This is a genomic window from Sphingomonas mali NBRC 15500 (assembly GCF_001598415.1).
Classification (GTDB): Bacteria; Pseudomonadota; Alphaproteobacteria; order Sphingomonadales; family Sphingomonadaceae; genus Sphingomonas; species Sphingomonas mali.
The window spans coordinates 1-13,818 of sequence record NZ_BCYX01000069.1 but is presented as its reverse complement, the minus strand read 5'-3'; the positions used below and the strand labels follow the sequence as shown (position 1 = coordinate 13,818).

The window sequence follows — 13,818 nt, the reverse complement described above, 5'->3', positions numbered from 1 at the left end:
CACGGCCCATTTCCAGTCATGAGATTTCGGGGGCCGTTCGCTCGCGACCGAAACGCCAGTTGATGCCGTCTGAGCGTATTATGCCTCCAACCTGCTTACCGAGCTGACGTTCGAGCGCCGGCCGCCAGGGCACGAGCGTGAACTCACGACTCTTCTCGATCAGCGCAAAGCGACCGCTGACAAGATCGATCCGCCGCACGAGGCACCCCTCGATACGATCACCGCTGCGGGGCTCGTGGAAACCTTTGCCCAGTTCGTCCGAAAGCTGCCTCGCAACGCGTAGCAACTCGCGTCGCTGTAACAGCGCGATCGCGGTTGACTGCAGCCTGAGGTTCGCCCCATCTCCCTCGGCAAGCTGCTGCTCAACTAGCCATTGTCGCCGCGCCGCCAGCGCACCGCGCACCTGGCGCCCAAACCCGGAGTCGCGGATTGGCAGGGTATCGCTCGACGCCAGCTCGCGATCGAGCCAGGTGGCTGCATCGGCGCCGCGCAAATGGTCGAGCGGCACCGCCGATAGCGTTTCGACTTGGACGGGCTGATCACGGTGGCGACGTGCCTCGTAAGACTCCGCACGCTCCACATGATCGGCAGCGATCGACCATGCGCCATCGGGCTGGCGCACCACACCGGCGCCTGAACGCCGCATCGCCTCAAGGCGCCGGACATGCGCTTCAGCGAACGTCTGGGTCGCGGATGGATCGTGCCGCAGATGCAAATCGACTGAATAGCGGCCAGAGTTGGCAGCCGCGACCTCCGCCACCACCCGGTCGGCTTCGCGAATGGCGGGCGTCCGCGCGGTCACGCGGATGATGGCGCCCTCAGGGATCGGGTCAACCGCGTCGCCCTTGCCGATATCGACGTAATGGGCGTGTCCATCGACGCCGTCGACCAGAAGATAGTGGCGGTCATTATGTTCATCGGCGAGCCCGCGCATGATGACCCGCCCGACGACTGGTTCTGGATCGGATTCGCCAGCACCGAACAGGCTGCGTCCGATCCATGGGCGCTCGATCTTTCGCGCAGTCAATTCGCGTTTCATTGTGCGGATGATGTCACCGCGCTCTCCGATCCGGCAAAGCGTCTCTTCGAGATCCTCACCGAGCTGCCAATTCCCACCGCCAATATTCTCGGCGAGACCCATGCTCGCCAGCTTCTGCAGTCGACCGGCGCGTAGTGACTGCTGGAAAGGATTGCGATCGGCCGAACCGACCACGCGGTCCTCGTCCATCGACCGGACCAATCGACGATCGATCGCGGTCAACCGCTCCTCGCGGATATCGTGGCGCAGGCGCGCTTCGATTTCCTGGTCGGTGCGCGGCCCGAGGTCGAGCGTCGCCAGCTCGGCGGCACGTTCGCGAATTCCATGCGAAATATACTCCCGCGCAATAATCAGATTCTGGCCACGATCGTCGACACCACGCAGCATGATGTGCGTATGCGGATGGGCGGTGTTGAAATGATCGACCGCGACCCAGTCGAGCTTCGTCGCGAGATCGGCTTCCATCTGCGTCATCAGCCGGCGGATGTACGGCTTCAGATCCGGGTACTCGTGCCCATCCTCGGCCGATACGATGAAGCGAAACTGGTGGCGGTCACCATCGCAGCGATTGAGGAACGCCTGGCCGTCAGCATAGTCGCGCTGGGCCGAATAGAGCTGGCCGGGCGCACCCTCGCGGGTAACGCCGTCACGCTGAATGTAGCGCAAATGCGCGCGTGCGGCCTGCAGCCCTTTCGTACCGAGACGGACCAGCCTGGTCTTGACCACCGCGCGTCGCGCGCGGAACGCGGCCAGGCGATCACTGCTGGAAAGCAACCGGCCCATGCTCGCGCCGCGACCGATGCGACTGCCATCGAACCGGCGATTGCGGATCGCCCCATTCTCCGCCGAACGCGCCGTCGCAGCGACCACGGTTGCAAGATAGCGCTGCGCGCGTTTGCCGCCACCAAGGCTGCGTTGCTTGCCCAGCCGGGGAGTGAAGTCGTCCTCGTCGCTCATGGCGCACGACCAGGACCGGAAGTCTCGTAACTCCGGACGATAAGAGGCGAATTTCCGCCATTCCGCCGGGGTATGTCTCGCAGGTGGCGAGCCATGTCTCCCGAAAAAGCGATGTGCAGACAATCACATAGGAATGCCTGCGAGGCACTGGCTTTCTCTTGCATTCCCTTCTTCCCTTCTTCTCCCCCTGCCCGGCTCAAAAAGAAGGCCGGGACACGATGCCTGTCCGGCACGCATCCTGGCCTAACCGAGGTCGAAATTCACGCATCCGCAAACGCCTTGAGCGCATCCCCGCGCCGCCCGAACCTGCGCTTTCCCATCATTCCGTGGGCATTGCCGTCGCCATCGACGATCATCACTGCGACAAACCAGCGCCCGTCCAGCCGCCCAATAACCCGCACCCGATCGAGCTCGACTTCGTCGTCGAAGCCGCCTGCGTAACCGCCGATCCAGCGCTCCTGAATCCTCGCCTCCCAGTGAAAATCGACCTCTTCGGCCTCCAAAAACCGATGCGCCAACGCCTCGCCGGCACCGCGTCCGAACTCGAATTCGAGTCCGGCAACCAGCGCCGTCATTACGCGTTCCGATGCGACCGAAATGGGTTGAAGATAGGTCATGATACACTCCTTCGCTGTCGTCCTCGCGATTGAGGACAGCAGTCGAAAGACGGGCGGCGGTGTGGCTGTCAGGGCCGCCCGAGCGATAGCGGAGGCGCCGCGAAGCGGACGTGGGGGGAACCGATTTGCGCAGCAAATTGGGGGGCACCCGCGGGCCTTGATAGCCGCGCCGCCGCCCGTCATGCTCGGACTATCGAGACGAGCCCCTCCTCCGCTTGCCATCATGGCGACACCTTCCGGATCGCGAACAATATGGTCGCCGACACGTGCGGCGGGTCCGACATTGTCGCTACCGTCGGCTCGCGCTGCACCGCAAATAGGGAGCGTGGCGGAGGCGATGGCGGGTCAATCCGCACCCGAGCGGCCGGCCAAGCAGCAACCGCGCCGAGATAAGCCATTGTCTCGCGCGGTAGCGGCGAAGTGCCGGCGAGCCATGCCGCATAACGTCCCGGTCCAGCGTTATAGGCACCGAAGCAGCCCGGATAACCGAACCGATCATACATCAGCCGCAAATAATAAGTGCCCGCGAGAATGTTATCGCGCGGGTCATCCGGATCATCGCTGAGTCCCAATGCCGCGCGCATTGATGTCCATGTCGCGGGCATCAACTGCATCAGCCCGATCGCCCCTTTCGGACTCCGGATCGGGCGTCCCGCGGCCTCGGTGCGGCCGCCACTTTCCCGAAGCATCACGCGCTCGATCCAAGTGGATGGAACCCCGAACCGGACCGAGGCTTCGCCGATATAAGGTCGCCAGCGCACGACCTCATCGGCATGCGCGGGTGTCGCCGCGAGCAGCGCCAAAGCGGCGGCGAAGCGGATCAGCGCCGCCACAACAGCACCGCTCGGCCAATCACGTCATCACCCTCGGTGACGCCGACATAGCGGCCGTCGAACGAGTCCGGCGCGTCCATCAGCAGGAAGAGTTCGCGGCTACGCAGGTGCACGCACCCGCCCCACCAGGGTAGCATCCGGCCGTGCGGATCGGCGGTCTGGCGCACCGCAACCGGCCGGCCATCAACCAGAATCGTGCGGCCATCGGCGCAGACCTGGCTGCCCGCGACGGCCGCCACTCGTTTGACCAGCGGCACGTTTGCCGGGAGGTAATGACGTTCGGCCGCAATCGCACGGAAGCGGCCGGGTAGGCGCGCGACCACCATATCGCCCACCTTGACGGAGCCATCCGGATACACCCGGTATAGGCCGATCGGTGCGCTGGCGCTGGCGTTCCAGACCACGCGCGGGGCCGGCGGCCAGGCGATGGTCAGTCCCAACGCGCCGCTACCAATCGCCAGGCCGGCGATCAACCGGCGGGCACTGCGGCGCCGGCATGCCCAGCGCATCTCCTCGCTCCAAGCGAGCAGCGGCGCATCGCCCGTCGAGCTCCGACGCGTACTCATCGTCCGATCTCCTGAGCGCTATGCTCGCGACTCCACTGGTCGAGATCGTCGATATGATATTGGACGAAGCGGCTGTGGCGACGGAAGACGGGACCTTCCCCGCGTACGCGCAGACGCTTTAACAGGCGGCTGGAGATCTTGAGATAGGCGGCCGCCTGATCGGTATTAAGGAACGGCGAGCCGCGTTTTGCGCGCTGCGCACGTTCGATATCGTCGGGATTGTCCATGGGAGGTTCGCCTCGCACCGGAAGCGGCCCCATGCCGCTTCATGCGGCACTCCATCTGTCGCAGCGGGCACCTCTCGGGGAGGGTCGAAAACGCCTATAGGCGAAATCGACTCCCTCGGTCGCCTTATAGGTCGAGCGACTAGCAGCGCTCGGGCGGACGGCTTGAGCTAGCCTTCAGAGCGATCGATGGCGGCAGCGATTCCCCCTGGGGCGACAGGGGGGGCGGGCCACCGGCGGCAAGCAATGCACGCCGCGCGCGAGCGCCAATCGACCGCCATGGCGTTGACCGATCGCCGCAGCACCCCGCGCCGACGGCGCGGGGTCGCCCGGAATTCAGTCGGCCGGGTTCCAGATGATGGCGAAGGTGTCGTCATCGTCCTGGCCGGCGGCGCGGCCGAGATTGGCGTAGAGCCGACGTGGTCCGAATTCGGGGGCCGCGAAGCTCAGCGACACATAGTCGTTGCCCGAGGTTTCGCTGCGGCGGAGCCAGCCGGCGCCGACCTCGACGCCGCCCGAGGTGACCCGATAATCGGGCTGGCTGTCGCCGGACTTGCCGGCATTGGGGACGATCAGGATTTCGGCCCGGATCGACAGGGTCTTGAGCTCGCCCTTGAAGGCGTTGCCGTCGCGTGTGACATAACCGATGGCGGCCATGGTACTTCTCCTTCTTGCTCGCCTCGGCGGACTGCCGGGCGATGGGCAGACCGCAAGGGACGGGGATAGCGGAACGGCGAACCCGAAGGGCCGCAGCGGCAGCGAAGGACCGGAGCCAAGGGCTTATTTGAGCGCGAAGCGCCCGCGAGGAGGACCCCATGGGTCCGGGGAAATAAGCCGGCAGGCGATGGTGTCGGCCGGGCCGCGACCGTCCCAGGTCGTCAGCCCAGGAGTCGGCAGTTTCCAGCGCGGTGCGCCAGGAAAAGGAGTATCGCCGCTCGGGTTCGCTGACTCCCGCCGGCAGAAATAACCGGGCGCCCCTACCCTATCCGCGCCGTCGGCTCGGCCACGAAAACCCGAACATGGTCTCGCCCGACACCTGACCATCCGGCGCGTAACGGCGTTCGACGATCTCGGCGCGCCCCTCCGCGTCGACCGCCACTATGGTGCTGCAGCGCGTGCCGTAGACCGGATTGCGGATGAAGATCGGCGACGCTGTCGGTTCCTGAGGGATGTCCGACGGGCCGGCCGGCTCGAGTCCGGCGTCGGGCAGCCGGTCGTCGCCCAGCGCCTCGAGCAATTCGCCAGGCTGGGTCGCGCCGCCGACGATCCAGTCGAGCAGGCGCTCCTTGAGGCGCAACGTCTTGGGCCAGGGTTCGTCGAGCATGCCGTTGGACAGGCCGTAGAGACCGGGCGCGAGCAAGCTGTGGATCGGCCCGGGCCGGTTCGACACGAAGATCGCGCGGTCGCGATCGGCAAAGATCAGGTTGAACGGGTTGAAGTCGTCATAGGCGACCTGGTCGGGATCGGCGTATCGCCCCTCGCCGGCAAGCAGGTCGACGACCAGCGTGCCGCGCGAGGCGCGGTCGGGCCGCAGGGCGCCATAGCCGCGCAGGTTGGTGACGACGGTGAACCGACCCCGTTCGGACACGCCTGCCCATGTCCCGCCCGATTTCAGATCGCATCCTGCAATCACATGATCGGGATGCGCCCATCGAGCCAGCGCGGCCGCTGGCCGCTCGTGCAATTCGTCGCGATTGCCGGCCATGACAAGATGCCAACGCGGATGCGCCTTCCAGGCCAGAGCGAGCACGCACATCGCGCCTCTATGGCCGATCGACAGGCGATCGCGCGAGCAATATTCAGCAGCAAGCCCCCAAATCTCGATCGCTTGACCGACGCCTGGCGGGCGCGCATCGGCGGGCAATGGCCGATGCCGTGCGAAAACTGATCGAACGCCTCGCTCCCGATCCCGTCTGCGATGATTGCATCGCCGACCGGCTCGAGCTGGCCGATCGTCAGGGTGTCGGCGTCGCCGCGAGCGAGCTTGCAGGAACCAGCCAGTTCGAGCGACGCCGCGACGCCTGTGTGCTATGCGGCCTCACCAAGCCGACGACGCGCCGATTGTCCTAGGCCGATCCGGCGCCTTTCCGGGCGCGACCGATCATCAAGGGCAGGATATCGGCGCGTAGCGACGCACGGCGAATCCGCCCGCGATCTGGGCGCAGGACAAATCCCTGCCCCGCGCCGAACAGCGCGCGACCGTACGGCCATAGCGGTCGGTGTCGGTCTGGCGGCACACCATCGCAGCGCCGCTGACCAGTGTGCGAAGATTGTCGGTGCTGGCGAACGGATCGCCCGGCGTACAATTCCGGCCCCGCGCGCAATGGCCGGGCAGTTCGGGCGCATCGATGCCCTGCAGACGAATGCGCGTCCGCCCGCACCGAAGCGTATCGCCATCGACGACGCGCGGATCGGCGCAGCCGACATCCTCGCTCGATGTCATCGCCGATACCTGACCGACCGGTGGCTGGGAAAGACCCAGTCCCAAGGCCGCGCCAGCCAACAGACCGATCGCCGTCACCGGGCCATACCGCCGGATCATGGTCGGCTTCCGCGCGAGCGGACGGAGAAGCGAGATAGGTGGTTTGCGACGCATGGCATTATTGGACGCCTATTTTCCTTTTAATCGGGTGAATGTCGATGGCCCCTGCCTCCGGCACCTTGCCGTCGCGTCGATCCGGGGGCAGTCTCGCCATCCTCACAAAAGAGGAGTTGCCCATGTATCGTTTCGCTCTCGCTCTGGCCGCAATGGCGATGCTCGCGGCACCGGTAACCGCCGCAGGCACGCGCTGCCGCGACGCACACGGCAAGTTCATCAAATGCCCGACCACGCCGAAGAAGGTCGTTCGCTGCAAGACCGCCAACGGCAAGTTCGCCAAGTGCGGCACGCCGGGCGCCAAGCCGGTCTGAACCCCTGCCACGGGCCGGCGCGCACGTCGGCTCGCAGGCCGTTCTTCGGGAGCGCGCCCCTGTCACTCGGCAAGCGTTCCGGCCGGCAGTGTCAGCACGACCTGATCGACCTCGACCTTCCACGCCTTCGCCAGCGCCACAAGCTCCGCTCTCGAGACAGACGCGCCCCGATAGAGTTCGTCGAGACGGTAATCGGGGATGCCGCTCGCGCGCGACAGCAGGCGATAGGGCGTCGCCGACTGCATGGCCCAGGCAAGCAGCCACGGGTCGCCGGTGGCGATCGCCTGGGCGACAGCCGGCAAGGGATTCCAGTGCGGGCGTTCCACACCGAACATCAGGCGACCGCGAACAGACGGAGCTGTTTGCCCCTGGCGGCATAGATTCCCCGCGCCCGCAGCGCCGCATCGGCCGCTTGCCGATAATGGACCGTGCGAACGCGCTGGGCCTCGTCGAAGCCGACCGGCGCCCATTCGTCGCTCGGATAGCAGGCATCGTAGATCGCACGCGCCGACGCGCGCAGCAGCGGATCGTGCTGCACGAGACTTCTCCCTCAGTGTCGAATCGCCGCTCGAACGACGGACGGAATGCATAGAACAAACGAGGAACGCATGGCAAGATATCTTGCCGGCCAAGCAATGGCCGCCGCGCGCCCAAGCCTCGCCAGAGGGGCGGGCGCGCGGCCGAAATTTTGGGGGCATTGCAAGGCCATCGCTCAGGCCCCGACGCGCGCCCGCGCGCCTCTGCGTACTAGTCCGTCGCTCTTTTCAAGATTGGCGGACCGGTTACTTAAGCGGCGAGCGGCGGCTATGGTATCCGCCAGACGGCGGAAGCTCATCGTCGCCGGGCTAGGATGCGACCCGGCGCGGCAGCGCGTCGAGGATCATTCGCCCCGTGAAACGACAGCTTCTGCTCCGCCGACAGGATCGACTCGGCGCGCCGTGCCCATTCGGTCCATATCGAAAGCGGATAGATGCTCTCGAACGACAGGTCGCGCTCGATTCCTCCGTAACCTTTCCAACGGTACTGCGCATCGTTGGAACCTCGGGCTGCTGCGCCCAAACCTCCGGACAAGCGCTCGCTGGCCATTTTGGACAGGCTGAACACGCCAAGCTCGGGGCAGCCGAAACCAAGGTCGGCAAGTCCGAACAACGTGTCGTCATCGTCGTAAAGCTCGGTCGCTAGCCATGTCGCGGCACCGAACGGCGAGAAGAATTTGACCACGGGAACCGGGTCGAAATCCTCGCCGCACGCTTGGGCGACCAGCGAGCTTACGGCGTTCACGCGCAGCGTGAGGTGCTGATCGCGGGTCAGGAGGATCATGGCCGCGACTCCATGCCAACGATGTTTCGCATTGCCGGAACCTTGGGAGGCTCCGCCGCCAGCCTGCCGCTCTGCGCAGTTTGTTCGCGCGAGGCTTCGGCCAGATGCTGCTGGTGCCGCGCCAATAGCCAGTCGGCCGCCTTGCTTGCGGCGGACGCGGCGCGGAAGATGGCGCGGTTGTCTTCGCGCAACACGTCAAGCCACGACGCCAGATAATCGGCATGGCGGACGGTCGGTACGATGCCGAGCGCGGCACAGAGGAACGCCGACCCCATTTCGGCGACCAGTTCTTCACGGGCATAATCCTTGGTGCCGAAACCGGTGACGAGCTTGCGGCCGAGCCGCGAGCTATGGCCGGTGGCGTGGGTCAGTTCGTGCAGGGCGGTACGATAATAGTTGATCTGCTCGAAAAAGGCGGGCTGCGGCGGCACGGCCACGAAATCCTCGCCCGGCGCATAAAAGGCGTGATTGCCGCCGATCCGGAAATCCACCCCGCTCGCGGCGATCACGCTTTCGGCCATCGGCACGATCTCGCGTTCCGAGAGCGGGGCGGGATCGGCGGCGAGCCCGGGACGAAGACCGTCGCACTGGGCGACGTTGAACACGGTGAAGCGCTTGAGGAACGGAATGGCCTTGGTATCGCCGCCCGTCTCGGCCGCGCGCGCCTTTTCCGCCTCTGGCACGAACCGGTCAGCATAGACCACGGTCGTCCCGCGTTCGCCCTTGCGGACAGTCCCGCCCGCGTCGATCGCCTGCCGGTACGTCAGCCATGATTGGGACGGCCAGCCCTGCTCGAGCCCTGCACCCCACAGGACCAGGACATTCACGCCCGAATAGCAGCGCGCGGTGAGCGCGTTGCGGGGCAAGGCCGGGCCGGTGCCGCCAACACGCCCCCAAGGCTGGACCCAAGGCACGCGGCCCGCCTCGAGCTCGGCAATGATGCGGTTGGTCACCTCTTCGTAGAGGCTCGCCCGGTTCGCCACAGTCGGCGTGCTCGACTTGGTCGCGGTACGGCGGCGGCTCCGGGCGGGACGGCTGGTGGTTGTGGGCATCGTGATCCTCCAAGCCGCCCCCAAACCCGCAGGCCCCCCGAAAGCGGGGGTGGGCGGCATCGAGCGACCAGAGAGGCCCACTCAAGCGGTCGCCGGCACCTCCCGGGGTCCCCGGCGCGCCCGGGCGCCGGGGTGGATCAGAGGGCGCAGCGCAGCGGAGCACCCCGAAGCGAAGCGCAAGGGGTTGCCGCCGACCGCGGCGGGCCTAGCCGGGAGCACCGCCCACCCGCGCTTGTCCGGGAGAGGCCAAAACGGTCCAATCCGGCTACCTTGGTGACGGATTGGACCGATCAGATCGGTTACACATCGGACCGGTCACCTGGGTGACGGTCCGGCAATATGGCCATCGAGGAGATGGCCATGGCGTGGATGGAAACGGATCCCGTGAGCGAAAGCGTACGGTTCATTTCGGCGCGGCCTAGCCGTGAAGAGAGCGTGAGCGCTCTGGCAATCCGCGTCGGCGTGTCGCGCAAGCCGCAGGCTGTCGTCCACATCAAAAAAAACGCCAGCGATCGTCACCGCCAGGCCGGGACGTGGCCGGAAGCGAGTCCTATCGTAAATCGGTATAATCCCGCCCCGCCTAGGAACCGAGCAATCTCACCGGGTGTGTTTAACGCGCTCCCACTCTCGCTTTAACACGACATGGGAAAGCCGCAGGATGTAGGATACCAACTCAGCTCGGTCTTCTCCTTCGATTATAGGCTTCCATTTCTCAGGGATTGAAGCCTGAGCTGTGTCCCATCCGTGATAAGCCTCAGCGATGCTGCGTTTAACGATCCGCGCATCCTGCGACTCTTGACGCGGATGCCTCCAACTTGCGAACCTCTGAATCAGGTAAAGAAGGAGACGGTGATCCTTTTCGGAAGGATTGAGCATCAACTCCAGTTCCAACCTCGCGGGATTCAGCTTTCCCCAGGTCTGCTCGGCTTGCTTGAAGCTGTTTGAAGCCCGCTGATCGCGATGCGCGTCAATCATTGCGACAACCTCTCCCAAAAGCTTGCGCGCCTGGATGATCCATTGCTGTCGGCTGTCGGCGCGAACTTTCGCGCGGATTTGGCGGAAGGTGAAGAAAATCGTGGCGCTACCCACCACCAGAGCGAGGTAGGCAGTCGGATTGCCAATCGCCGCCGCGACTTCCTTCGAGAGCGCCGGCGACACCTTCGAAAGAAGGAAGTCCCGGGGCGCGGGATCTCTAATCAGATCGAAAGCGCTTAGCGCGATTCCCCAGACAAGGAGATAAAGTGCGGCTTGGAGGATAAGCGTCCGTCGCCACCAAGCCCATCGTATCTGCTTTTCTACCCCGATCGGGTCCAATGTGCTCTCGAACGCGACTAGTTGGAACACCTCATCCCAGCTGAGATCGTCAGGGTCAGGAGTGAGGCCCGGTTCCCACCAGGCTGTTCGAGCCTTGATCACGAAGTGCTGCGCGATCGCACGCAAGGACCAATAGGCGCATAGACCTATCGCCATCCAACCGCTCAGGCGCAACAGCGGAAGTTCGGTTACGTCCAGCTTCCAGTCAAAGGCGCCAAAAAACCATGCCCACAGGAATTCCACCAAGAAGCAAGCGGCAACCAAGCTTCCGGTCGCAAGCTCCAATCGATATTTTTTGATCCACTCCATCAGCGTGAAGATGGTGCACTGCAATTAGCAGCTCTGTGGCCGATTTGATCCACGTCGTTACGTTCGCGCCGGGCTGAGGAGACCTTCCCATTCGGGACGTTCTTCGACGGCGGCGTCCCATTCTCCTGGTGTGATATGTCGAGCAAGTCGCCGTAATACCTCTTTGGCTTGGTCAGGGCTGATGCTGTCTTGCATCTCGCAGCCATCAGCTTGGTTCAAGAAACCTCCACCCGGCTTGATACCGGCAAGCCGCTGAAGATCTCTTGGAGCAATTTCATCGGCCATGGAAACCAGCCTAACCGTTCAACTTAGGAGCGCAACTTCAAAGCCGCGCCTGCAGACAAACCGTCTACCTGTTCTCGTCTAGTTGCCGCGGGAGTCGCGCCTCAACGCCCCAGCAACGCGCGCCAGCCACCAGCCGCCATCGCCCTCGCTTCTGCCGCGCGGCGACGGACCCGCGACATCAGGAAGTCGGACCGGCCCTTCCATTCGGCGCGGACAAGGGCGTCGCCGTAGAGGGCAGCCGCCATCTCGCGATGGGAAGCCCCCGCGGTGATGGCGTCGCCGACGCGCAGGGTCTCGAGCCGACGCGGCAACCCGGGCTCCTTCGGAAAGAGCATCCTCACGAAGCGGCCGGTTCGCCACAGCCCGAGCATGCGCCGAAGCGTCAGGACATGGGCGTCGACGGTGGTGAGCCCTGACAACAGATAATCGAGCCGGGCAGGCCCTTCCTCGACCAGGGTGCCCTCGACCACGTCGATACGGATGCGGTGCCAGCCATCGGACAAGGCGACATGTTCGCGACCGCCGCCGCGGACGATCGTCGCCCAGCGCGTCAGGCGCGCGAGATCGATCGCCTCGGGGTCCGAACCCTCGACAGGCACCGCGCGGACCTGGAGCACGAAAGGATCGAGGTCCGCGTGCCAGAGCAGCCGAGCCTCGGGCGCGGGGCGCGCGGCGTCCTCGGCGAAAGCACAGCCCGAAAGCCCGGGCGTCCGCCTCCATCTCGAGATGCGGAGCGGTGCCGCCGACGCGCCGCAGGCGTGCGCTCATCGCGGCGTAGGCGGGATCGCGGCGCAGCCACTCCCAGGCAAGGCCGGCACGGTCGATGCCGGCGAGCGCGCGATAGGGCGCGCTGTCCCGCCAGTCCGGACGGCCGTCAGGCGCCGGCCCCATTGCCAATCCAGCGAGGCCCTGGGCTCGCGGCCGAGCGACCTAGCCGGGGTTGCCGCCAAGCGCATTTGCCCCGTTGCCCGATTCGGTCTAAATACAATGCCTTATCGATCCGACCGCAGCGGCGACGGAAAAGCGGCGCGTGCGGAAAGGGCAAGGCTCGGTCACGGACGCAGCGGCTTGGGGCGCGTCCCGCATCGGTATGGCGTTGCCCATGGTACTCGCGACAGCACAGAAATTCGCGCTTGCGGTCGAGGCCGCCGCAAGTATCGGGGAGCTTGGCGACCTCATCGACGCGATCACGCGCGAGATGGGCTTTCGCTATTTCGCGCTCGCGCACCATGTCGATATCGCGCGCAGCGCCCAGCCGGCGATCAGGATCCACAATTATCCTCCCGAATGGGAGGCGTATTTCGACGCCGAGGGGCTCGGCCGGTCGGACCCGGTGCACCGGGCCAGCCACCTGCGCAATCTCGGCTTCCCCTGGACGATGCTGGGCGAGCTGATCGACCTGACCCGGCGCGACCGCGAGATCATCGCCCGCTCGAAGTGCGTCGGCCTCGCCGACGGCTATACCGTGCCGGCGCACATCCCGGGCGAGTCGGAAGGGTCGTGCTCGTTCGCCACGGCGGCGGGGCGGACCTACCGCACGGAGTGGCTGCCGCTCGCGCAGTTCGTCGGCGCGGCCGCGTTCGCGGCGGCAAGGCGGCTGGCCGGGGTCCGCCCGATCGATTCCAACCGGCCCCATCTCAGCGACCGCCAGCGCGACTGCATCTACTGGGCGGCGCGCGGCAAGTCGGACTGGGAGACGTCGCAGATCCTCGGCATCGGGCATGACACGGCGATCCAGCATATGAAGGAGGCGCGGCGCCGCTACGGGGTCATCAACCGGACCCAGCTCGCGATCCACGCCCTCTATGACGGGGCGCTTACCTTCACCGATGCGCTGAAGCGTTGAAACTCCCCATTTCTGGGGAATGGCCAGCGCCCGCCCGCCGGCACAGCATCGGGCCTCCACGACCAGGGGAGCCCGGCCATGCTGTTCACCCAAGACGACGACAGTGCCGCCAGCGACGCGGTGATGCGCGCGATGTTCGAAGCCAGGAAGCGGGTGTTCGTCGACCTGCTCGGCTGGGACCTTCCGGTCCTCGCCGGCCGGTTCGAGATCGACCAATATGACGATGCCCATGCGCGCTACCTGATCCTCGCCGATGCCGGCCACAACCACCTCGCCTCGGCGCGGCTGCTGCCGACGACCCGGCCGCATATCCTCGGCGACCTGTTCCCCCACCTGTGCGACGCGCCCTCGCCGAGCGGTCCCGACACTTGGGAAATCACCCGCTTCTGCCTCGACCGGAGCCTGCGCGCCCCAGCTCGCAGGCACTGGCGCGATGCGCTCGTCACGGCGCTTGCCTGTTATGCGCTCGAGCACGGCATCACGACCTATACCGGCGTCGCCGAGCAGGCCTGGCTCGACCAGGTGCTCCGATTCGGCTGGCGCGCC

19 protein-coding genes and 1 pseudogene are annotated in these 13,818 nt (G+C 65.6%); 4 read left to right on the top strand and 16 right to left on the bottom strand.

Annotated features, from left to right (window positions below; genetic code table 11):
- Positions 1 to 16: 16 nt before the first annotated feature.
- From rlxS to SMA01S_RS23050, 7 genes are all read right to left on the bottom strand, one after another.
- A complete protein-coding gene (rlxS, locus tag SMA01S_RS23080; protein ID WP_066827743.1) occupies positions 17 to 1,996 on the bottom strand; it encodes a relaxase/mobilization nuclease RlxS in 1,980 nt (659 codons plus the stop codon).
- A 260-nt stretch (positions 1,997 to 2,256) separates the two neighbouring features.
- Positions 2,257 to 2,613 (bottom strand): hypothetical protein, encoded by a 357-nt coding sequence (locus tag SMA01S_RS23075; RefSeq protein WP_157094114.1) that lies wholly within the window; start codon positions 2,611 to 2,613, stop codon positions 2,257 to 2,259.
- Between the two features lie 221 nt (positions 2,614 to 2,834).
- Complete coding sequence (locus SMA01S_RS23070; protein ID WP_066827742.1) at positions 2,835 to 3,446, bottom strand: lytic transglycosylase domain-containing protein; 612 nt, start codon at positions 3,444 to 3,446, stop codon at positions 2,835 to 2,837.
- A complete protein-coding gene (locus SMA01S_RS23065; protein WP_066827741.1) occupies positions 3,434 to 4,012 on the bottom strand; it encodes a S26 family signal peptidase in 579 nt (192 codons plus the stop codon). Before SMA01S_RS23065 ends, SMA01S_RS23070 begins: the two co-directional genes overlap by 13 nt.
- Positions 4,009 to 4,239, bottom strand: coding sequence for a helix-turn-helix domain-containing protein (locus SMA01S_RS23060; RefSeq protein WP_066827740.1), 231 nt, complete (start codon positions 4,237 to 4,239; stop codon positions 4,009 to 4,011). Before SMA01S_RS23060 ends, SMA01S_RS23065 begins: the two co-directional genes overlap by 4 nt.
- Before the next feature lie 333 nt (positions 4,240 to 4,572).
- On the bottom strand, positions 4,573 to 4,893 hold the full coding sequence (locus tag SMA01S_RS23055; protein ID WP_066827739.1) for a DUF736 domain-containing protein: 321 nt from the start codon (positions 4,891 to 4,893) through the stop codon (positions 4,573 to 4,575).
- 325 nt (positions 4,894 to 5,218) lie between these two features.
- Positions 5,219 to 5,992, bottom strand: coding sequence for an NRDE family protein (locus SMA01S_RS23050; RefSeq protein ID WP_066827746.1), 774 nt, complete (start codon positions 5,990 to 5,992; stop codon positions 5,219 to 5,221).
- A gap of 107 nt (positions 5,993 to 6,099) precedes the next feature.
- On the opposite strand from SMA01S_RS23050, the gene SMA01S_RS23045 reads away from it, so the two are divergent.
- A complete protein-coding gene (locus SMA01S_RS23045) occupies positions 6,100 to 6,306 on the top strand; it encodes a hypothetical protein (protein WP_066827738.1) in 207 nt (68 codons plus the stop codon).
- 34 nt (positions 6,307 to 6,340) lie between these two features.
- Here SMA01S_RS23045 and SMA01S_RS23040 read toward each other — a convergent pair whose 3' ends face one another.
- Positions 6,341 to 6,778 carry a thermonuclease family protein gene (locus SMA01S_RS23040; protein WP_245649412.1) on the bottom strand — a complete coding sequence of 146 codons (438 nt, stop codon included), beginning with the start codon at positions 6,776 to 6,778 and terminating at the stop codon, positions 6,341 to 6,343.
- Positions 6,779 to 6,954: 176 nt separating this feature from the next.
- Between SMA01S_RS23040 and SMA01S_RS23035 the strand changes: the two genes are divergently transcribed.
- Positions 6,955 to 7,146, top strand: a complete 192-nt coding sequence (locus SMA01S_RS23035) for a hypothetical protein (protein ID WP_066827737.1) — start codon at positions 6,955 to 6,957, stop codon at positions 7,144 to 7,146.
- A 62-nt stretch (positions 7,147 to 7,208) separates the two neighbouring features.
- Here the strand turns inward: SMA01S_RS23035 and SMA01S_RS23030 are convergent, their stop codons facing one another.
- The 8 genes and pseudogenes from SMA01S_RS23030 to SMA01S_RS25415 form a co-directional block, all read right to left on the bottom strand.
- On the bottom strand, positions 7,209 to 7,481 hold the full coding sequence (locus SMA01S_RS23030) for a hypothetical protein (RefSeq protein WP_066827736.1): 273 nt from the start codon (positions 7,479 to 7,481) through the stop codon (positions 7,209 to 7,211).
- Positions 7,481 to 7,684, bottom strand: a complete 204-nt coding sequence (locus SMA01S_RS23025; RefSeq protein ID WP_066827735.1) for a hypothetical protein — start codon at positions 7,682 to 7,684, stop codon at positions 7,481 to 7,483. The genes SMA01S_RS23030 and SMA01S_RS23025 overlap by 1 nt, the downstream gene beginning before the upstream one ends.
- A 293-nt stretch (positions 7,685 to 7,977) precedes the next feature.
- Complete coding sequence (locus SMA01S_RS23020; protein ID WP_066827734.1) at positions 7,978 to 8,466, bottom strand: DUF2958 domain-containing protein; 489 nt, start codon at positions 8,464 to 8,466, stop codon at positions 7,978 to 7,980.
- The gene (locus SMA01S_RS23015; RefSeq protein WP_066827733.1) at positions 8,463 to 9,518 is read right to left on the bottom strand and encodes an ArdC family protein; all 1,056 of its coding nucleotides are present in this window, start codon (positions 9,516 to 9,518) and stop codon (positions 8,463 to 8,465) included. Before SMA01S_RS23015 ends, SMA01S_RS23020 begins: the two co-directional genes overlap by 4 nt.
- A gap of 597 nt (positions 9,519 to 10,115) precedes the next feature.
- Positions 10,116 to 11,141, bottom strand: coding sequence for a hypothetical protein (locus SMA01S_RS23010; protein ID WP_066827732.1), 1,026 nt, complete (start codon positions 11,139 to 11,141; stop codon positions 10,116 to 10,118).
- 57 nt (positions 11,142 to 11,198) lie between these two features.
- Positions 11,199 to 11,426, bottom strand: a complete 228-nt coding sequence (locus SMA01S_RS24735) for a hypothetical protein (protein ID WP_157094113.1) — start codon at positions 11,424 to 11,426, stop codon at positions 11,199 to 11,201.
- A 101-nt stretch (positions 11,427 to 11,527) separates the two neighbouring features.
- A complete protein-coding gene (locus SMA01S_RS23005) occupies positions 11,528 to 12,043 on the bottom strand; it encodes a DNA -binding domain-containing protein (RefSeq protein ID WP_066827731.1) in 516 nt (171 codons plus the stop codon).
- A gap of 76 nt (positions 12,044 to 12,119) precedes the next feature.
- Positions 12,120 to 12,317, bottom strand: a pseudogene (locus SMA01S_RS25415) (transcriptional regulator domain-containing protein); the annotation flags it as partial.
- Positions 12,318 to 12,528: 211 nt separating this feature from the next.
- Here SMA01S_RS25415 and SMA01S_RS23000 point away from each other — a divergent pair.
- Both SMA01S_RS23000 and SMA01S_RS22995 read left to right on the top strand, forming a co-directional pair.
- Positions 12,529 to 13,272 (top strand): LuxR family transcriptional regulator, encoded by a 744-nt coding sequence (locus SMA01S_RS23000; protein ID WP_066827744.1) that lies wholly within the window; start codon positions 12,529 to 12,531, stop codon positions 13,270 to 13,272.
- Between the two features lie 78 nt (positions 13,273 to 13,350).
- The coding region (locus SMA01S_RS22995) for an acyl-homoserine-lactone synthase (RefSeq protein ID WP_066827730.1) at positions 13,351 to 13,818 on the top strand (468 nt) is incomplete at its 3' end.